This window comes from Neobacillus sp. Fa239, assembly GCF_055395235.1.
The window spans coordinates 3,059,652-3,080,695 of sequence record NZ_AP041611.1 but is presented as its reverse complement, the minus strand read 5'-3'; the positions used below and the strand labels follow the sequence as shown (position 1 = coordinate 3,080,695).

Genomic DNA, 21,044 nt, shown 5'->3' with positions numbered 1-21,044 from the left:
ATGCAAACAAAAGTTATGCCAAAAAAGGTTAAGCCGAAACCAGGAAAGATTAGAGAGGGCAGCAAAAAGAAACCCAGAACTGATTCAAATATCCTAACACCTGTATATTTTTTCAATAGTCTAGTTAAGTATTCTTCATTTGTATGGACAACTGCGACCGATGAACTTGTCCCAGCTTCAAGTTCAATGAAATATGTTCAAGCTATGCTTGAACATGGTAGAAATGTTAAATTTCATTTGTTCGCAAAAGGATCGCATGGACTTTCACTCGCAACAGATTTAACAGCGGGCTCTTCAGAATTTATTAATAAAGAGGTTTCAGCATGGTTTGATATGGCTCATGCTTGGCTTGCAAAAACTTTTGGTTGATTTTAAAACCGTCATTTTAAATCCATTTTCCGTTGGAATCTTAAAGTGTTCTGCATCTAACTTATAACAAACTGCAGTAGGTAATTATTTTTAGAAAATGGAGAGGAAAGCATGGCGGAAACCCAACTGGCTCCGCCCTATTCTTTTTAACAATCAATAAGTTTGTGAAATGTTTAACTTAAAGTAAACAGGTGCTTTAGTGCAAAATGCATCAATTATAAATAAGGAGATTATATACAATATTTTATACATTAATTAAGCTCACTAACATCTCATGTGTTGCCACATACACTCTGCGCACGTGGAGTGTGTGTCACAGATAGTTTAACTAGTTGACAGAGGGATTCTAAATAGTAAAATAACTTTTAATTAAGTTTTTAGATAATATAAAATTATACTCAATCTACAAGGTAGTAAATAAATGGTGAATTTTGAAAGGGGATACATAAATTTGAACTCAACATATTTAGATTTACTTTTCCAAAAATATGATTGTGAAGAAAAAGTGATAACTGAAATTATTAATCTGGAAGCGATTCTTAATCTACCAAAGGGAACAGAACATTTTGTCAGTGATTTACATGGGGAGTATCAAGCTTTTCAACATGTGTTAAGAAATGGTTCAGGGAATGTAAAAAAGAGAATCAGAGACTTGTTTCAAGATGTTTTATTTGAAAAAGAAATAAATGATTTTTCGACATTAGTTTATTATCCTGAAGAAAAATTAAAATTAATGAAAAGTCATTTTAGCAATGAACAAGAATTAAACCAATGGTATATCGTAATCATCGAGCGGATGATTAGGCTTATTTCTCATGCATCCTCGAAATATACTCGTTCGAAATTACGAAAAGCATTACCTAGTCAATTTGTGTTTATTATAGAGGAGTTGCTATATAAAACGAATCAATCTGCAAATAAGGAGCAATATTATAAAGAAATTGTCGAGCAAATCATCTCCTTAGGTCAGGCTGATAAACTTATTACAGGGCTTGCCTATACCACTCAAAGATTGGTTGTTGATCATCTTCATGTAGTGGGGGATATTTATGATCGTGGACCGGAACCTGATAAAATCATCGATACTCTGATCAATTATCATTCCGTTGATATTCAGTGGGGAAACCATGATGTACTATGGATAGGTGCTTTTGCTGGTTCAATGGTTTGTCTCGCTAATATCATTCGTATCTGCGCAAGATATGACAATCTGGATATCATTGAAGATGTTTATGGAATCAATCTTAGACCTTTGCTGAATCTTGCGGAGAAATACTATGAAGACAATCCAGCATTCAGACCTAAGGTACATTCAGATAAGAAACTATCTGATCATGAAACATTACAAATAACAAAAATTCATCAAGCCATTGCGATTATTCAGTTCAAACTCGAAATTCCTATTATAAAGAGACGCCCGTATTTTAATATGTCAGAGAGGCTTTTGCTGGAGAAAATCGATTATGACGAAAACGAAATAACGATTTGTGGGAAAACCTATCCACTAGAAAATCCCTGCTTTGCAACGGTAAATCCTGAGCAGCCTGAACAATTATTAAAAGAAGAAAAGCAGGTAATGGAAAGATTATTATTTTCAGTCCAGCATTCAGAAAAACTGGCCAGACATATGAATTTCCTTATGAAGAAAGGGAGTCTTTATTTAAAATATAATGGGAACCTATTAATACATGGTTGTATTCCTTTAGATGAAGAAGGGAATATGGAAAAAATGGTTATTGAAAATAATACCTATTCAGGTCGTGAATTACTTGATGTTTTTGAACGGTATTTACTGCATGCTTTTGCACACCCTGATGTGACAGATGATCTTGCTACTGATATGGTCTGGTATTTATGGACAGGAGAATATTCATCACTCTTTGGAAAAAGAGAAATGACCACTTTTGAGAGGTACTTTATTAAGGACAAGGCATCCCATAAGGAGAGAAAGAACCCATACTACTATCTACGGGAGAATGAAGAAATTTGCAGGAAAATCCTAACAGAATTTGATCTAAATCCTGATAACGGACACATTATCAATGGGCATACACCAGTTAAAGAAATAGAGGGAGAAAATCCAATTAAAGCAAATGGTAAGATGATCGTAATCGATGGAGGTTTCTCCAAAGCTTACCAATCAACAACAGGTATAGCAGGATATACGTTACTATATAATTCCTTTGGTATGCAACTGGTCGCACATAAGCATTTTAATTCAAAAGAAGATGTTTTACTTAAAGGGACAGACGTTTTATCAATTAAAAGAGTGGTGGATGAAGAGTTAAAGAGAAAAAAGGTTAGAGAAACGAATGTTGGAGAGAAATTATTACAGGAAATCTCTATTTTGAATAGTCTGAGAGAATATCGCTATATGAATTGATACCAATTAGGACATAGTAGCTGGGTTCGATTCCCAGACAGTCCCGCCAAATTACCTTATTTAATTAGAACCTAATAATGTTTGTACTTATTAAGGATTTCGATCATTCTGACGAAAGACGGTGTTAGGCTGTTAAAGAAAACCGTTTTAGACTGATACATAAAACAGTTCAACCTCCTTCGTAATGATTATTATGGAAGAGGTTTTTTATTTTACTTCAAGGGCAATTGAGATTGAAATTTCAAACCATGAAGCGAAATCAGTCAGTGTTGAAGGTTATGTTTATTCAAAAATTCAGAGATTTTTGTGCAACTTATGTTAATCAAAAAAGGTGAGTGAAGCATATTGGGAAAAAATCATTGACATAAAACAAAGACTAATGATATTATAATTATTTTGATAAATAAGACAGAGTGTGGTATCCTTAAAAAGGTAAAGAATATTGAATGATTATTTTCTTAAGTTTTTCCATCATTATCCGGTTCTTTCAACTCATATTTTTAATGCACCTCTTTATCTCCTCATAATCGATTGTTTCTTATTTTCTCCGCACAAATCGATATTTTTCGAATGAGTTTATTAAAGTAATTTTTTGAGTTTACAATCCTGATTCACACTGGCAAGGTCAAGGAGCCGTAAGGATGAAAGAGAGGCAGGGCTTTCATTGTTTTAGGCATATAATGGTTAATTTATAATGGAAAAACTTCTGGTTAATCCTATGGTTGATTTTTCAAAACGATTTTAAACAACAGGTGGAGGTGTTTGCTTATGATCTTAAAATCGTCAAAAGCTTGATTTTGTTGGGAGGACTGAGCATTTGGCAAACACTCATGTATTTTCTAAGGGAGAAGAAATCGCTAATTCCATCACCCATGGGATAGCAGCCTTGTTGAGTATTGGGGCATTGGTACTTTTAATTACCTTTTCATCTATTCACGGAAACATATGGCAAGTAATTAGTTTTACGACTTTTGGAACAACCATGCTACTTCTATATATTTGTTCTACATTTGTCCATGCACTCCCACCTGGTAAAGCAAAAGATATTTTTGAGATTCTTGATCATTCAGCTATATACTTTTTTATAGCAGGAACGTATACGCCATATTTGCTCATTGTCGTAAAAGGATGGGAAGGATGGACATTATTTGGGGTTATTTGGGGAATAGCGGTAATTGGTACAGTTTTTAAGTGCTTTTTTGTAAAGAAGTATTTGTTAACTTCCACCTTGCTATATGTAATCATGGGATGGCTAATTGTAGGAGTCTGGGATCAAATTACACAGGCTGTAAACATAAATGGAATAATCCTTTTAGTAGTAGGTGGTGTATTTTATACGTTAGGATCCATTTTTTATGTTTGGAGAGGTTTTAAATATCACCATGCTATATGGCACGTTTTTGTGATTGCCGGATCTGCGTCTCACTTTTTTTCAATATATTGGTTCTTGATTAAGTAAGGGGTGTATTGCTCTTTATTTTAAGCATTTAATACTTTTGTCAGGAAAGCAAGTTTTTGACAAATTGGAGGGGTAATTTTTGAACAAAACAAAATTAATAAATGCAGTATCAACGAAGTCAGATCTATCTAGGAAAGATGCAGAATCAGCTGTAGAGGCTGTATTCGATATAATTACACAATCACTTGTTAGCGGAGATTCTTTTGCACTTTTAGGGTTTGGTAAATTTGAAGTCTGTCAACGTGAAGCTCGAACTCGTATTGACCCAAAAACGGGGGAAGAATTAATCATTCAAGCCGGCAAAGTTCCTGTTTTCCGGGCAAGTAAGTCATTAATACAGCAAATATAGGTTTAAGGGTTATCCCAATTTAGGATGTGCCATGTGTTCGAAAATCAGCATCTCCTTAAACATCCCTTCTTGGATGGCTTTGTATTAAATAATATACTGAATAAACTTTCATCTATACTTTTGACGTAGAGAAAGGTCAACGTGGACCACAAGCTTCAAACGTTCACAAAGCTTAATGATAAGAAGATCGAATAAATAACAGACCCTTTATTAAGAGTCTGTTATTTATTTTTTAAAGTAAAAACCCCACTCACGAATGAGCAGGGTACATGTAACGATAAATCAAATGGTAAACTCAGTGTAGCATACTATTATGAGATTACCTAATTTGAAATAGGATGATGAAAAGTTGGCTCTTTTTTATTTACCTTTTATCGAACCAAGCAAATGTCATTTGATAAAGGGAACCTTACAAAATCAGGATACCTCAATTTCCCGTACACCCGAGGGAGCATTCCTTAACCTTCCTAATTAGCTTGTAAAAATCCAACACGCCGTGAAAGTGGATACGAACAAAAAATATGTTCAGGCGATTGCAATCGCACCGACAAGGGAATTGGCTATTCAGGTGACACTTTCTTAATAGTACTAATTCGAATTCGAGTTTGAAAGGGATTAAACTGTTCTAGCAAAAGGGAATAAAATCGTAAAGGTACGTCCAGTTTTCAAAACTGCTTGAGAGGCGCGTGTCGTCTCTGGTAGATTCGATTCCTTGGCAGTCCCGCCAAATTAATAACGTAAAGGATTACTTATACAAAATGGCCAAGCAAATGCTTGGTCTTTTTACATTGTAGGAATAATGTTACTGCATATCGATACAACAAAGACTTATAAAACAAATAGCAGTATAGTACTGACCATGGAATCCTAACTCGACAACATAGAAGGGAATACTTTATTTGTGGCCCCCTTTAATAAGGACATGGAAATTAAATGAAAATTGTAATGGTGTAGGCGTTTTCATGTCGCTATTATTAAGTTATAGAAAAGAGGTGAATAGTAAAAATGCCAAAAACACTGATATCGAAAAATGACCGGAATGGGCGCCAAAACAAGATTCTTAAAATATTCTAAATAATAGAGTTTATGTTATGGCTTCTGAATACCCTTTCACGAAAACAATTTATCGGGAATTATAAACAATATGACTATTATTCTTTGACTATTAGGAAAGCGTATACTCCATAGAATTAACATTTTTATTTTAATTAAAAAGGAGCGTATTCTCATGTTACTGACTATGAAAGAATTACTGACTGTTGCGAAGAAAAATGATTTTGCGGTAGGAGCATTTAATGTTGCTGATAGTTCATTTTTACGGGCAGTGGTCGAAGAGGCAGAAAATGCTAATTCTCCCGCAATTATTGCAATCCATCCTTCAGAATTGGAGTTCTTAACTGACGAATTTTTCTCTTATGTAAAGCATCGTGTATATGAGAGTCCTGTACCTTTTGTGATTCATTTGGATCATGGTGGCTCAATTGAGGAAATTCTAAGGGCCATCCGCTGCGGTTTTACTTCAGTAATGATTGACGGTTCGTTGCTCCCTTATGAAGAAAATGTAGCAGTGACGAAGAAGGCAGCTGAAATAGCCCATGCAGTAGGCATTTCGATAGAAGGCGAGTTAGGAACGATTGGGAGTACTGGAAACTCGGTCGAAGGAGGAGTGACAAAGGTTACATATACCAACCCTGATGAAGCAAAGGATTTTGTTGAACGAACAGGTGTTGATACATTGGCGGTGGCAATTGGTACAGCTCACGGAATTTATCCAAAAAATATAAAACCGCAGTTGCAAATGGACATTCTGAAGGAGATCAATGAGCTTGTCAACATACCATTAGTTCTACATGGCGGCTCTTCAAACCCGGATAGTGAAATTACTCAATCGGTAAAGTTGGGCGTTTGTAAAATAAACATATCAAGTGATATGAAATATGCCTATTTTAATAAAGCCCGTGAAATTCTAAGTACTACCGAATATTGGGATCCAAATGTCATTTATCCTGATTGTATTGAGGAAGCTCGAAAAGTGATAAACAATAAAATGAACCTTTTTAATTCGGTAGGAAAAGCAAGTTTATATAAACAAACAACTACTAGTAAACAAACAGAGAAAGTCACTGCAAACAGTTTATATTAATTAAACTTCTAATATTCCTTTTTATCATCACACGACCTACTTACAATATGTTAAGTTACCTCTAAAAAAAACACACCTATAGAAATCCATCAATAAGCAAAAATGTTAATAATCAATTGTAAAGGAAAGGAATTACTTTATATGCCTATGCCTCAATTGAAAAATTATCAGTCTATCGTTGCAAACATACTTTCAGATGCCGGTATAGTTTTGAGAGAAGCAGAAAAGAAAATGGTTGAAATCGCAGATTTTGGTCTAAATGATTTGGAAACCATTGGCTTACAACTGTTCACCTACGTAAATAATGAACGATATTGTTCAAAGGAATTGGTCCTGTTCCCTCATCAAACATGTCCGGAGCATCGGCATCCACCTCGGGATGACGGAAGTCAGGGGAAGCTGGAAACGTTCCGCTGCCGGAAAGGGACTGTTTATTTATACGTTGAAGGAGAAGCCAAAAGAAATCCCCAAGTTTCTCCTCCGGCAAAGGATCAAAACTATTATACTGCTTTTCATGAAGTGATTCTGCGTGAAGGCGAACAATACACCATACCTGAAAATACAAAGCATTGGTTTCAGGCCGGTGAAGAAGGAGCGATTGTTTCAGAGTTTTCTTCGAACAGTGATGATGCATCAGATATCTTTACAGACCCTAGAATTGTTCGTTAACAAAACAAGTAAGGTTTTGCTAAAGAGGAGGGAGAACTACTCTTTAATTCTTCCATTGATAAGATGGTTCATTTCTCCTCTTTATAAAAAGGATGGGTATAACTTGAAGCTATAAATCAGTATATTACTTTGGTAATAAAAGTAATGAGAAGAACATTTCAACGATATGAAAGCGTATTCAATGGAGTAATGAAAACTTATTTTAATTTTGATGGAGGGGGAAATATGAAAAAGTATTACATTCTTTTCATAGTATGTATGATGGTGATGCTAACTGCATGTTCATCCAATCAATCATCCACTAGTAGCACGAAAGATAGTAAGAGTAGTAGTAATGTAACAACAATAAATTTTGCTGCTATTAAGACATTTGGTGTTGATTCATGGACACCCTTGATTAAAAAGTTTGAGGCACAGAACCCTAATATTAAAGTTAATTTAACACAGATGCCGGCACCAGCAAAAAGTACGGAAATACACCAATATCTTGTTACATCTTTCCAATCAGGACAAAGTAATATCGATGTATTTACAGGTGATGTCGTTTGGGTTCCTGAATTCGCAGCAGCGGGATGGACAGAACCGATGGACAATTATGTAAATAAAAACGAATATTATTCAGGTGTAATTAAAGCGCTTACTTATAACGGACATTTAGCAGCTATGCCATGGTATGTAGATGGTGGGATGCTCTATTTCCGAAAAGATTTATTAGACAAATACAATCTCCCTGTGCCAAAAACATGGGATGAGTTAAAAAAAGAAGCAGCAGAAATCAAAAGCAAAGAAAACAACCCTCAACTTCAAGATTTTGTTTGGCAGGGCAAACAGGCAGAAGTCCTTGTATGTGACTTTGTTGAATTTTTGGGAAGTGCAGGCGGATCTATTTTAGATAAAAATGGAAACTCAAATGTAAATACTCCACAATTTGAGAAGACTTTAAATTTTATGAAGAGTCTAACAGCTGAGAAAGTCTCACCAACTTCTGTATTAACTTTTGACGAAGAACCGAGCCGAACTGTCTTTACGGATGGAAATGCTATTTTTCTTCGAAATTGGTCATATGTTTGGAATGTTGCACAAGACCCAAGCCAATCAAAAGTTGCCGGTAAGGTAGGAGTTGCTCCGCTTCCTTCATTTGATGGTAAAAGTAGCTCTTCTACAATGGGCGGCTATCAATTCATGGTTTCAAAACAGTCCAAAAACAAAGCAGCAGCAACTAAATTTGCACAGTTTTTATCAAGTGAAGAAAGCCAGCTATACTTTGCCGAACAGCTTGGCTTCAGTCCGACAAGACCTAGTGTACTAAAAAATACTGATCTTCAAAAGAAAGATCCATTCTTAACAAGTTTGGATCAAGTATTCCAGGGGACTATAGCGCGTCCTGTCAGTCCAGATTATCCAAAACTATCACTTGTTCTTCAATCAAATATTTCTGGTGTGCTTTCCGGTAGTATTTCACCTCAAGATGCGACTAAACAGATAGATACCCAAGTGAAACAGATTACTAAACAATAAATTTAACTGGAGGCACAAACAATGTATCGTTTGTGTCTCCACATATAAGAGGTGAACAAGTTTGGAAAAAGTAGAGGAGCAAATCATTAGTAGCAATGATGCGAACCTTTTTCTAGCTAAGCAAACGAATGTAAAGAAATTACACCATAAACCCATGATTATCGGTTATTTATTTTTATTACCATCTCTATTAATTCTAGGAATAGTCGGGTTATATCCCTTGATTAAAACTATTTATCTAAGCTTTTTTGATGTCTCCTTAACAAAGCCTGGGGCGAACTTTATTGGATTGGCAAATTACAAAAATCTATTAAGTGATATCTGGTTTAGAGTTGCTTATAAAAATACGTGGGAGTTTACAGTCATTTCTGTTTTGGCGGAGACACTCGTAGGTCTCTTCATTGCTTTAGTGCTTAATAAGAAGTTCATCGGAAGAGGTTGGGTAAGAGCATGTGTCTTAATTCCTTGGGCAATTCCCACAGTAATATCGGCACAGATGTGGGAGTGGATTTTTAATGCAGATTATGGGATTTTGAATTTTCTGCTAGTGAAATTGGGAATTGTTCAAACAAATATCAATTGGCTTGGGCAAACTAAAACCGCCATGTTTGCGGCAATTTTTTCAGATGTTTGGAAAACAACGCCATTTATGGCATTAATTATACTTGCCGGCTTACAGGGGATTCCGTCAAGCCTATATGAAGCAGCAAACATTGATGGGGCAAATAAATGGAAGCAATTCTTGTATATTACCTTTCCACTATCAATTCCTTCTATTATGATTGCGATATTGTTAAGGGCATTGGATGCATTCCGTGTCTTTGACCTAATATATGTATTAACCGGAGGGGGGCCAGCTAATTCAACGGAAGTTCTTTCTTCTTATGCTTATAAGACTACCTTCTCAGCCGGTTCAGTAAGCAATGGAGCTGCAATGTCAACCTTGATGGCCGTTTCTGTACTAATTTTAGCACTGGTGCTTTTGATTGCGATGAATAAATCTTCAGAAAAAATTCAAGGAGGAAAATAAAATGATAAGGGCAATCAAAAGATCTCCTGTTTATATATTTGCCTTACTTATTGTCATGCTTCAAATTGCTCCTTTTATATGGCAAATTCTTACTTCACTAAAGTTAGATAGGGATTTATCATCATTACCTCCAATTTTGCCAAGTAAAGTAACCTGGATACATTATCAAAATATTTTTCAAAATACTCAATTTTATCGTTATATTTTGAATAGCACTGTCATTGCCATTTGTGTGACTTTACTTTGTTTGTTTCTTGGAAGTTTGGCTGCCTACTCTCTAGCTAGACTTCCGGTAAAAGGTAAAGGGATTATATTATTATTGTTTCTCTCGACCTCAATGTTTCCGCAAATTTCCGTAATTACGCCTCTTTATAATCTGATAAAACAATTAGGATTATATAACACCTATATGGGATTAATTTTGTCATATATGTTATTTGGTCTTCCATTAAGTGTTTTGTTACTATTCGGATTCTTTCGAAATATACCTACTGAAATAGAAGAAGCTGCCTATATGGATGGTTGTGGGTACTTCCGTACATATTGGCAGGTATGTCTGCCTTTAATGGCACCCGGGCTGGTTACTGCAGGATTATTAGTGTTTATTTCATCTTGGAATGAATTTTTATTTGCCATTACATTTACAAATAGTATTAGTGCTCAAACCATCCCAGTAGGAATTGCAATGATGCCGCAAATGTTTTTTGTTCCTTGGGGAGATACAGCTGCTACCTCCATCCTTGTTACACTTCCTTTAATATTGCTTGTTTTGATTTTTGAGAAGAGACTTACAAAAGGAATCATGGGAGGAGCAATCAAAGGATGACAACCATTGCATGTGGATTTACAGCCAATATTGACTTAATGTCAAGACTGAATCAGGAGTTTTATCAAGAGATAAAGAAGAATACAGGAGGTGCGCCAAAGTCTGTCATACATACTTGGGAAGAATTTTGCACAGCCGTAGACTTAAATGTCCAAAAAGGCAGCGGGGCTGAGTATATCGTTGCAAATCTTGACATTCTAAAACGCTTGGAAAAAATGCTAAAGTGGAAAAAAGCTATAGGTGGAACAGGCCTGCAAGCTGGTTGTGCTGCAAGTTGTGCGGGATATCATGCCTTAGTCAATATTCCGATACTATCTGAGGAGCTAGAAACTGTTGTTTCAAAACATGTAGGGCTGGTCCTTCTTTCAGATAAGGAGGGTGAGGTTCCAAAACATTATATTTTAGAATATGATGTAGGTTATTCAACCAATCGAATTATTTTTCGAAAAAGTGATGAATTCTCTTCCGATATGATTGCAACAAGGTTTGTTGAAGAAATTAGCAGGAATCGGGTTGGATGGCTTCTGATATCAGGATTTAATGCTTTTGATCGAAGTGAAGAAATTGACCTTTTTTTAAGGGATTCTATTAAAATTCTTGAATCCTTAGGGAGAGAAAAACCAAAAGTCCACCTCGAACTAGCCTCAATCTGGTCTCTTGATGAACAGTGGAAAATTATTCACAAACTTGGAAGATATGTGGATAGTTTAGGGCTAAATGAAGATGAATTTCAAGAATTAATGGGATTAGAGGAATCTCTATTGAGTTGTAAAGATAGTGATTTATTGAAATTTATGGAGGGGGCTTGTCAAAATTTTGGTGTGGCTCATTTCATTCTGCATACAAAGCAATTTTCATTAATCCAATCGAACCAATATGATACAACTTTTTGGAATAATTCGCTCGAAAATGGTAATAAATTTGCATTTGCCCGTGCAGTAAAGGGGGAAGTTTGTAATCAGGAGATGATTCATCAATTATCTTCTAATTCTAGTTTTCATCCAAGGGGTGAAAAGCTTCGTGAATTAACTAAGGAGCGGAAGGATATAACCATTGTCCCAGCCTATAATGGAGAAACCTCAAGTGCTATCGGATTAGGTGATACCTTTACAGCTGGATTATTAGTAGAAGCACCAGTAGAATTTCTTCAGTTGGGAAAAATTTCATCCAAGTAATTTGGTGTAAGATCAGGAAAATGGGATAGCGTTGAAAATCAGGCTTTTCCCGACGCTACTTCATTGTTTGGCCTGTTCCATTTTAGATGAGAGTGAATTAGGAAAAGCTTTTGAAATTGATCCATAACAAGAAGCAATTGATAGGTTACCATTAGAAGACTTTTAAAACAGGGGGTAGCTACCAGGATGGGCCCCCCTTTAATAAGGACAAGGAAATAAATTGAAAATTGTAATTGTTTATACACTTTCATATCGATATTATTAGTATATATAGAAAAGAGGTGATTGGTAGAATGCCAATGACTAATGACTTGAGCGAGCGCCAAAACAAAATTCTTAAAATATTGCTAGAAAACAGTGATTATGTTACGGCTTCAGATTTATCTGCCCAATTGTCTGTTTCCACGAAGACGATTTATCGGGATATGCAAACAATAACTTATAATTTGAAACACTACACACTCACAAAGAAAGAAAACTTAGGATACTTACTTATACAAAATGAGGACTTTGGAAATGAAGAAGAGTCAATTATTAGCAGTCCTAAAGAAAGGCGTCTGAATTTATTACTGTTTCTTCTAGCTATTGCTCCTAAGAAGACTTCTATCCAGAAGTTATCAGAAAGATATTTTGTAAGCCAAAGTTCTATCATTAACGATTTCAAATTTATTGAGGAAAAAATAAGACCATATAAACTAAGATTATTAAGATTTAATGATGGGACGTTTATTGATGGACATCAGCTTTCAATAAATAGGTTAATGTCAGTTATCATAGAAAGTTTTCTGAAACAATCAGGCGATTCATTTAGCCAATATCATATCCCAAAATTTATTGAAGAAGTAAGAAATAATTATAAAAGGCAATATGAAATCAAAAAGTTTCTTCATGAAATACAGGAAGAACATGAAATCCTTTTAGACCAGCCCTTCTATTTAACTTTATTTTGCAGCCTTCTTTCGATTATTGAGAAACACATTAATTATTCTCAAAATAATTATAGAGAAGAGTCATTTGAATCCTGGGATAAGGAATCTAATACATATCTAATTACATTTGATTTGGTAAGAAAAGTGGAGTTATTTTACTCAGTTAGATTGGAAGATTATGAATTTAATAAGCTGTACTATATTTTAAACGCTTATAAGCTAAATTCTAGATTTCTGCTAGATCATGTTACAGAAGATATTTTGAACAAGAAAGTGAAATTACTCTCAAATCATTTGGTAAAGAAAGTATCTGAAAAAATCGGGTATAATCTAGAAGAAGAAGAATTATTAAAGGATCAATTAACAATACATCTATACTCTATGGTTTACCGCTTGGACCACGATATTTATATGGTGAATCCTATTTTAGAATCTATACAAACTAATTTTCGTGATACTTTTAACATGGTTAAACAATGTATCTATGAGGTAAATAATAAGTGGGAATTTGTAAAAAGTTTAACTGATGAAGAAATTGGATATATCACCTTGTACTTCCAAATTTCAATTGAAGATCGACTTTCAAATAAGATTCCTATTTTAATTGAGTGCACAAGCGGAATAGGAACTTCCCATTTATTGAGCGAAAAAATCAAAAAAATGTACCCAAACATTGAAATAAAAAGAATTGTTGCTCAGCATCGAATCAAAAAAAGTGATTATGATGATATTGAACTTATAATATCAACTGTGAAGACCCATAGCTTAATTGATAAACCAACGATTTTAGTTAGTCCCATTTTAAATGATGAAGATAAGCAGAAAATTGATAGGTTTATTGGTGAGTTCTATAAGAAACAAAAAACAGAAACGATTTTGAAAGTGAGATTTGACAATGGATATTAAATTGAAGGAATTAGACATTAACAAAATAATTACTGTGGATTTAATTGATTTAAACTTGCAGTCCACTACCAAATTGGGAGTAATTAAGGAATTAACGCATTTATTATATATGCATCATTGTATTGATAATGAAGAACGCTTTATTAAGGACGTCCTGTACCGTGAGGATGAAGGGGTGACAGGGCTTGAAAAAGGAATAGCCATTCCACACGGAAAATCAGAAAGCGTTACCAAAACTTCTTTGGCCTTTGGTCGAACGAAACAACCTGTGGAATGGGAATCCATGGATGGTAATCCGATTGAATTTATTTTCTTATTTGCTGTGAAAACTTCTGATTCAACTACGGTGCATATTAGATTACTGCAAAAGGTAGCCACTTTATTAGCGGATGATGAAATCCTTCAGAGCTTTCAAACGGTCAAAACGAGACAAGAAGTTATTGATCTATTGTCAAAAAATAATGATTAGGAGGAATTTATTATGAATATTGTTGGAATTGCAGCTTGTACGTCAGGTATTGCCCATACTTATATTGCAAAAGAAAAGTTAATCAGGGCAGGGCGAGAACTAGGACATACCGTGCGTATTGAAACACAAGGAACAGTTGGAATAGATAATAAACTAAAGAAGCAAGAAATTGACGAAGCAGATTTAGTTATTATTGCTGCAGATATTAAGGTAAGCGGTATGGATAGATTTAAAGGAAAAAGAATTGTGGAAATCCCAACCAATATTGCCATTAAAGCACCGAAACAGTTATTTAAGAAAATTGAAATGGAGCTAAATGATAACAAGTAGAGGAGGCTATTATGTTAAAACAGTTGCAAGTTAAAAAACATGCATTAACTGCTATTTCATATATGTTACCTTTAGTTGTTGCTTCAGGACTGTTGATTGCAATCGGAAATTTAACAGGCGGATCGATTATTCAAAACTATCAACAAAGTTTTTCAATACCGTCTGCAATCCTTTCCCTTGGCGTTTTAGGAATGGGCTTGTTAGCACCTGTCATTTCTGCAGCGATTGCTTACTCAATTGCTGACCGTCCAGGTATCGCACCGGGCCTTTTAATGGGTTTAATTGCAAATGCTATAGGCGCAGGTTTTCTTGGCGGTATGTTGGGTGGTTTTGTAGTAGGATACTGTGTTGCATTTCTCAAAAATAATTTGAAGGTGTCAAAATGGGCTCAAGGTTTAATGCCCATGATGATAATCCCGTTAATTTCTAGTTTGGTTGTTGGTTTGTTAATGTTTTTTGTCATAGGACGTCCGATTGTTTGGGCAACTGATTGGTTGACTTCTTTCTTAAAAAGTATGCAAGGATCTATGAGATTCATCTTTGGAGCAATTTTAGGTGGAATGGCTGCTTTTGACTTCGGTGGGCCAGTAAACAAAGTGGCGTCAATATTTGCAGATGGTTTATTACTTCAAGGAATTAAAGAACCAGAAGCAGTAAAAATACTAGCATCCATGGTTCCTCCGTTCGGTGTTACAATCTCGTGGATTTTGTCTAAAGCTTTTCGAATGAAGAAATATACGAAAAAAGAAGAGGATAATATTAAAATTGCATTTCCTATGGGCATCTGCATGATCACGGAAGGTGTCATTCCAATTGCTGCTGTTGATTTATTACGTGTTGTTGCTTCGTGTACATTAGGTGCAGCTGTTGGCGGAGGATTTTCGATGATGTGGGGGGTTGGTTCGCCGGTGCCGTCAGGAGGAATGTTTATCGTTCCTGCAATGAATCATCCATTACTATTTATTATTGCTTTATTAATTGGTTCTCTTTTTACGGGAGTAATGTTGTTTTTGTGGAAAAAGGAACCCATAGATGACGAAGAAGAAAATTCAAATGAGGAAGAAGAAGAAGAAATTGACTTATCTGATATAAGGATTTCATAATTTTTAATTCAATTGGAAAGTTTGCGTCCTATAAAAAGATATATTCCTGGTTGGAGCAGGTGCGGTTGTTCAGGGAAAACAGCTGCAAGGATGGTCACATCCTGAAATGGGTCATATACTTGTGAAACGCCATCCTGATGACGATTATGAAGGAAGATGTCCGTATCATTCTGATTGCTTGGAAGGTTTGGCGGCAGGTCCAGCAATCGAGGAACGTTGGAATGAAAAGGGGATCAACTTAATAGAGCACAAGGAAATATGGGATTTAGAGAATTTGCCATTGATGTGGGTTGTGAATTGATAGTTTTACATACTTGATTCGTTCGATCACCGCTTTTACCGTTACCGGATATATAGGGTTAACATGTATTGCCAATAAGAAAATATTCTTCAAAAAATTTAGTTTTACAGAGTATCTGCTATATTTTTTCTACTATTACGGGAAGAAATGTAAATAATACATTACAATCCATAATTTATAGTGAGTAAGCATTATCAGATTATTAATTCTAATTAATTCAGAAGGGAAATTGATTACATGCGATTACAAGGAAAGAAAGTTATCGGCCTCGTGCATCAAGATTTTGAAGACTTAGAGTTTTGGTATCCGTTTCACAGACTTCGTGAGGAAGGAGCTATCGTTCATATTGCAGGAGAAAAGGCCGGCGAAGTATATAAGGGGAAATATGGAGTACCTGCCCAATCAGAATACGCTTATGGCGATGTTAAAGCTGACGAGTATGATGCTATTTTAGTACCAGGAGGATGGGCTCCGGATAAAATCCGCCGTTTTCAAGAAGTACTTTCCTTGATTCAAGAAATGAATGCAAGGGAAAAAGTAATTGGCCAAATTTGTCATGCTGGTTGGGTGCTCATTTCTGCAAAGATTCTTAATGGAAAAAAGGTCACAAGTACACCTGGAATACGCGATGATATGGAAAATGCAGGAGCAATTTGGTTTGATGAGCCTGTAGTCACAGATGGTCACCTCGTATCTAGCCGCCGTCCGCCGGATCTTCCTGATTATATGAGGGAATTTATCCGTATTTTAGAACAGAAGTAATATATTTTCTTGAAGATAAAGTGTAAGATATAATTTTACTAATGGATATGACATTAAAACTAATGATTTATTTAGAAAATGCTAGTGTCCCATACCTTCCTAAAACTCATTTTAAGTTGATTTGACGGTGATTAACCTGTCTAAAAAACTCGAATAAATTCATCATAGACAAGTCCAGTCTTAAAAAACTTGCTTGAGAGGCGAGTGTCGTCTCTGCTAGGTTCGATTCCTAGGCAGTCCCGTCAAAATAGGATTTTCAATCATTTACATAATTTCTTACCTCCACAGTCTTTTGTTCATTTTAACGATACTATGTGAGTACGGAAGTATGAAACTGTGTGTGTTCAGAGCCTTCAAATTATTATATTTGGAGGTTTTTTATATGCGTAAAAGTGCAAGAAAACATATCAGAGTTGAACAACTAGAACGGTGACTGAAAGCTCTACAATGTGTGAGATGTTTAAGCGGTTTATGTGGTCTAAACAGTCAGATGGTTTAGCACCCCGTATTATTGAAGAATATGAGATACACTCTAAATAGCTACTGGATTATCTAGAAAAGGACTTATCAAGGGAGCAAATGACACTTGGGGTGTTTCTTCGGTGGCTGATTTTATGTTGAATGAAAAGGGTCTTCATCCAACAACAGTAAAAGGTAGGGGAATGGTTTCTAGTACTTGGAGGCCTAGATTTCATGAAGTGGCTAATCTTCCTGGGATAAAAAAAACTGTTCGACACATGCTTCCGAGGAGGTATACTATTAGGTTTCCTTCAATTTTAACCCAATTATCAACATTAAAATTTAACAAAGCCTCAAGAAAAAGAAAAACAACAAAATAAAAGGCGTATGAAGTGCTCATACGCCTTGATTGATTTATACAATTACTGGATTTAACAGAACATCAACTAAGCGATCCATGCCAAGCTTTAACTTATCAGGTGCAGAGTGGCTAAAGTTTAAACGGAACGTGTTATGTTTTGGCTGATTGACATAGAAAGGTGCTCCAGGAACAAAGGCAACACCTTTTTCTACTGCTTTATGAAGTAATTCAGTTGTGTTCAACTGGTGAGCTCCCTCTAACCACATGAACATACCGCCTTTCGGCTCCCTCCACGTAAACAATCCAGGCTCTAGTTTGTTCAGATAATCCCGCATAATTGACATTCGTAAATAATATTCACTTCTGATTTTTTCGATATGGGCATTTAGATTAAAATCCCGGAGCAAATAGTAAAGCGCCTGCTGATCGATGCTGCTTGAATGTAAATCATTCATTTGCTTTACTTTACCCATCATTTGAATAACTTCAAGAGGTCCTGTGACCCAACCGGTTCTTAAAGCTGGAACCACTGACTTTGAAAAAGTACTTGTATAAATGACATGGCTATTTTGCTTATCTAAGGAAGCAATGGGTTGGTAATGCTCCTCCGGGTGAAATTGGATATCTCCGTATGGGTCATCCTCTAGCACCAGGACATGATGTTCATAACACAAATCCAACAATGCTTGCCGTCTTTCATAACTCCACACCTTTCCATCAGGATTGGCAAAAGTCGGAATAACATAAATGAATTTCGGCTTGAAGTTAACAATCTTTTGTTTTAAATCCTCTGGGTCCATCCCATGTTCATCACTGCTAACTGCCACTACCTTTGCCCCATAGGAACGGAAAACCTGTAAGGCTGCCAGATAGGTTGGATCTTCTGTTAACACTACATCTCCTGTTGAAAGCATGATCCGTGAAAACAGATCAATCACCTGTTGCGATCCAGTTGTCAATAATATGTTATCAAGATTGGATGAAATCCCCTTCAGACTCATTCTAGCCTGAATGGCTTCACGCAGTGGGATAAACCCTTCAGTTAAGCCGTATTGCAATGATGAATTTCCTGATGCAAAAACCTTTTCATAGGCAATTTTTACATCCTCAATCGGGAAAATATCTTCTGCAGGTAATCCTCCTGCAAATGAAATAACATGCCCCTGCTGTGTTACCTTAAGAATATCTCTGACAGCAGAAGATTCAAAGTTTTCGGTGTGAGATGCAAATGAGTAATTCAATGATATTCGCTTCCTTTTTTTAAAGTTCGTAAACCTTCTTATATTAAAATAATTAAATTTATAATCTTAATAGTAAAGGAAACTATCGTGTTACGCAAGAATTTCGTCCTAATGTTTTGAAAAATCAGAAAAAGATACATCCCTTTTGGGGGCGTCGACAGTCCTTTAGCAGGTTGATTATGGATAATAAAACTAAGGATTTTCAATGTGTGGCAGAAAAGAAGACCCATTTGGTTAAAATCTTAACTATTTTCACAGAATTTGATGAACTGATCTTGATGTATAAAAATCCATAATATTCTTTGTACAGCCTTACGTATATACTTCTTAGCCGTTTCAATAGCGTCAACCCCATCCCAATAACGGCCGAGAAAATGGATAAACACATCTAAACTTCGTAGCTGGATCAGAAGAGGAAGGGCATGAATTTCTCCTTCTGTCAGCTGAATCCTGCTGGCATATCCCGTTAGGAACGCAGTAATTTTTTTTAAAATAATGGACTCATTCTCTTCATCAACAATAAAATCGGAAACAGCAACCGCAACCTCCATCACTCTTAAATCATGTGTAACAAATTCAAAATCAAGTATGGCGGAAATCTTACCGTCCTGACTCGTAAGAATGTTGGAAGCATTTAAATCTCCATGTACGAGCTGGTGAGGAAGCCTTTTTAATAAGGGAACACTGTCTTGAAATGAAACTAGTTGTTTGTAGATAATGGATAATTCTTGAGTTAACTCCACAAAATCCTCTGGTGGATGGAGGGAAAAATCTTTCATTTGATTCAAAGAACATTTTGGATGTGTATGATCCATATCATAATAGGGACTATATACGGGCAGTTGATTTACACGGACCTCGGCAAGTTCTGCAGTAAGTTGCCCTACCGCCTGACCAAAGGAATAGATTTGATTGAAGTCCGCTAGGGCAGGATTCCTCCCATCGATAAATCGAAACAAACCTGCAAGAAATCCTGATTGAGTTTTGACAATGGTTAGCCCATCTTTTGTACTCATTGGTACTGGAGTGGAAAAGGAAAGGGGCCGTTCGATTAAAGCTAGTAAGACAGCATGTTCATAGTTTACCTTGTCTTCATCTTGATGGGTTTCGTAAATTCTCAGAACGTATTTCTCATTGTTTGCATGAATAAATAGGGTTGTATTGTTTTCTCCACTTGGTCCGGGGACCATCTCCCAGTTCTCCATTGGGAAGTATAAAGGTACAATTTCTTCACTATATGAAATATGTTTTTTCATTTATCAAAAAATCCTTTTTTTTAAAAGAAGTCTATCACGGATAGGAATAAGAAGAAAGTATTTTTAAATCATTAATAAGCTCTGAGAATAGATGGTAAAATAGGGTAAGTAATCCATTTGGAAACAGGGAGAGAAGGTGGCTTGATGAAATCAACAGATAAATTCACAGACAAGGCTGAGATATATGAAAAATATCGTCCCAGCTACCCCCTTGAATATATTGAATATTTAATTTCTGAAGCTGATTTAAATAAGGATTGTATGATTGCGGATATTGGCTCGGGAACTGGAATATTAAGCAGGCAGCTTCTTGAAAGGGGTTTTACTCTAATCGGAGTGGAGCCAAATGATGATATGAGAGCAGTAGCGGAACAAACTTTGAAGCATGATTCTCGATTTATTTCGGTTAAGGCCACGGCTGAAAACACAACGATACAGGATCATAGTCTAGATTTGATAACAGTCGCACAAGCATTTCATTGGTTTGACATGGAGCAGTTTAGATTGGAATGTCAACGGATTTTGAAAAAGGATGCTAAAGTTGCCCTTATATGGAATAGCCGGGATGGGTCAAGCGATTTAAACAAGGAAAGTGCTGATGTTTGCCAAAAGTATTGCCTCAATTTTAAAGGTTTTAGCGGCGGGATAGAGGAAACTCCGATTGCATTTCAGCAATTTTTTAAAGATGGAAAGTATGATCTTAAGTACTTTCGCAATGACTTGCCATATAATTTAACTGGATTCTTGGGTAGATACTTATCCGCTTCCTATTCCCCTAAAAAGACTGATAAGGAGTATAATCCCTTTATTACAGCATTATCGAATTTATTTGAAAAATATAGCCATAATGGGAAAATAGTGATTCCCAATATTACAAGAAGCTATTTGGGTAAAGTGTAATCGGCCTTTTGAGGAGGAAGTTAAGGCAAGAACAAGATTTTAGGGGAGGGGAGTACAGACGTTATTGAATTTTTACACACCGTACGATTTGGATGTTAGCGGGTTT

At 35.8% G+C, this 21,044-nt stretch carries 19 protein-coding genes, 1 tRNA gene and 1 pseudogene; 19 read left to right on the top strand and 2 right to left on the bottom strand.

All coding sequences use genetic code 11. The features are described from left to right. From ACZ5XR_RS14920 to ACZ5XR_RS14835, 18 genes and pseudogenes are all read left to right on the top strand, one after another. Window positions 1-369 carry an alpha/beta hydrolase family protein gene (locus ACZ5XR_RS14920; protein WP_464497070.1) on the top strand — a complete coding sequence of 123 codons (369 nt, stop codon included), beginning with the start codon at window positions 1-3 and terminating at the stop codon, window positions 367-369. Window positions 370-820: 451 nt separating this feature from the next. Further along, the gene (locus tag ACZ5XR_RS14915; protein WP_464497069.1) at window positions 821-2,752 is read left to right on the top strand and encodes a fructose-1,6-bisphosphatase; all 1,932 of its coding nucleotides are present in this window, start codon (window positions 821-823) and stop codon (window positions 2,750-2,752) included. An 817-nt stretch (window positions 2,753-3,569) separates the two neighbouring features. Further along, window positions 3,570-4,211 carry a PAQR family membrane homeostasis protein TrhA gene (gene trhA, locus ACZ5XR_RS14910; RefSeq protein WP_464497067.1) on the top strand — a complete coding sequence of 214 codons (642 nt, stop codon included), beginning with the start codon at window positions 3,570-3,572 and terminating at the stop codon, window positions 4,209-4,211. A gap of 79 nt (window positions 4,212-4,290) precedes the next feature. Next, entirely contained in the window at window positions 4,291-4,560 is a 270-nt protein-coding gene (locus ACZ5XR_RS14905; RefSeq protein WP_464497066.1) for an HU family DNA-binding protein, read from the top strand. Between the two features lie 634 nt (window positions 4,561-5,194). Then, window positions 5,195-5,287 (top strand) — tRNA-Sec (locus tag ACZ5XR_RS14900). Between the two features lie 501 nt (window positions 5,288-5,788). Beyond that, the gene (locus ACZ5XR_RS14895; protein WP_464497065.1) at window positions 5,789-6,703 is read left to right on the top strand and encodes a ketose-bisphosphate aldolase; all 915 of its coding nucleotides are present in this window, start codon (window positions 5,789-5,791) and stop codon (window positions 6,701-6,703) included. Window positions 6,704-6,850: 147 nt separating this feature from the next. Next, entirely contained in the window at window positions 6,851-7,372 is a 522-nt protein-coding gene (locus tag ACZ5XR_RS14890) for a D-lyxose/D-mannose family sugar isomerase (protein ID WP_464502331.1), read from the top strand. Between the two features lie 225 nt (window positions 7,373-7,597). Further along, window positions 7,598-8,890, top strand: a complete 1,293-nt coding sequence (locus ACZ5XR_RS14885) for an ABC transporter substrate-binding protein (protein WP_464497064.1) — start codon at window positions 7,598-7,600, stop codon at window positions 8,888-8,890. A 61-nt stretch (window positions 8,891-8,951) separates the two neighbouring features. Beyond that, window positions 8,952-9,920: a carbohydrate ABC transporter permease gene (locus tag ACZ5XR_RS14880; RefSeq protein WP_464497062.1), complete on the top strand. Its 969-nt coding sequence runs from the start codon at window positions 8,952-8,954 to the stop codon at window positions 9,918-9,920. A gap of 1 nt (window position 9,921) precedes the next feature. Continuing rightward, the gene (locus ACZ5XR_RS14875; protein WP_464497061.1) at window positions 9,922-10,746 is read left to right on the top strand and encodes a carbohydrate ABC transporter permease; all 825 of its coding nucleotides are present in this window, start codon (window positions 9,922-9,924) and stop codon (window positions 10,744-10,746) included. Further along, the gene (locus tag ACZ5XR_RS14870; RefSeq protein ID WP_464497060.1) at window positions 10,743-11,921 is read left to right on the top strand and encodes an ADP-dependent glucokinase/phosphofructokinase; all 1,179 of its coding nucleotides are present in this window, start codon (window positions 10,743-10,745) and stop codon (window positions 11,919-11,921) included. The genes ACZ5XR_RS14875 and ACZ5XR_RS14870 overlap by 4 nt, the downstream gene beginning before the upstream one ends. A 293-nt stretch (window positions 11,922-12,214) precedes the next feature. Next, window positions 12,215-13,756, top strand: a complete 1,542-nt coding sequence (locus tag ACZ5XR_RS14865; RefSeq protein ID WP_464497059.1) for a BglG family transcription antiterminator — start codon at window positions 12,215-12,217, stop codon at window positions 13,754-13,756. Beyond that, a complete protein-coding gene (locus ACZ5XR_RS14860) occupies window positions 13,752-14,225 on the top strand; it encodes a PTS sugar transporter subunit IIA (protein ID WP_464502330.1) in 474 nt (157 codons plus the stop codon). The genes ACZ5XR_RS14865 and ACZ5XR_RS14860 overlap by 5 nt, the downstream gene beginning before the upstream one ends. A 12-nt stretch (window positions 14,226-14,237) precedes the next feature. After that, on the top strand, window positions 14,238-14,555 hold the full coding sequence (locus ACZ5XR_RS14855; protein WP_464497058.1) for a PTS fructose transporter subunit IIB: 318 nt from the start codon (window positions 14,238-14,240) through the stop codon (window positions 14,553-14,555). Window positions 14,556-14,566: 11 nt separating this feature from the next. Further along, window positions 14,567-15,658: a PTS fructose transporter subunit IIC gene (locus ACZ5XR_RS14850; protein ID WP_464497057.1), complete on the top strand. Its 1,092-nt coding sequence runs from the start codon at window positions 14,567-14,569 to the stop codon at window positions 15,656-15,658. Between the two features lie 49 nt (window positions 15,659-15,707). Further along, window positions 15,708-15,929: pseudogene (locus ACZ5XR_RS14845) on the top strand (ROK family protein); the annotation flags it as partial. Between the two features lie 267 nt (window positions 15,930-16,196). Continuing rightward, window positions 16,197-16,721, top strand: a complete 525-nt coding sequence (locus ACZ5XR_RS14840) for a type 1 glutamine amidotransferase domain-containing protein (RefSeq protein ID WP_464497056.1) — start codon at window positions 16,197-16,199, stop codon at window positions 16,719-16,721. A 614-nt stretch (window positions 16,722-17,335) separates the two neighbouring features. Next, complete coding sequence (locus ACZ5XR_RS14835) at window positions 17,336-17,560, top strand: hypothetical protein (RefSeq protein WP_464497055.1); 225 nt, start codon at window positions 17,336-17,338, stop codon at window positions 17,558-17,560. A 34-nt stretch (window positions 17,561-17,594) separates the two neighbouring features. Here the strand turns inward: ACZ5XR_RS14835 and ACZ5XR_RS14830 are convergent, their stop codons facing one another. Then, the gene (locus ACZ5XR_RS14830; protein ID WP_464497054.1) at window positions 17,595-18,782 is read right to left on the bottom strand and encodes an aminotransferase-like domain-containing protein; all 1,188 of its coding nucleotides are present in this window, start codon (window positions 18,780-18,782) and stop codon (window positions 17,595-17,597) included. A gap of 242 nt (window positions 18,783-19,024) precedes the next feature. Further along, window positions 19,025-20,038: a phosphotransferase gene (locus ACZ5XR_RS14825; RefSeq protein ID WP_464497053.1), complete on the bottom strand. Its 1,014-nt coding sequence runs from the start codon at window positions 20,036-20,038 to the stop codon at window positions 19,025-19,027. A 144-nt stretch (window positions 20,039-20,182) separates the two neighbouring features. On the opposite strand from ACZ5XR_RS14825, the gene ACZ5XR_RS14820 reads away from it, so the two are divergent. Continuing rightward, window positions 20,183-20,938 (top strand): class I SAM-dependent methyltransferase, encoded by a 756-nt coding sequence (locus ACZ5XR_RS14820; RefSeq protein WP_464497052.1) that lies wholly within the window; start codon window positions 20,183-20,185, stop codon window positions 20,936-20,938. Window positions 20,939-21,044 lie beyond the last annotated feature (106 nt).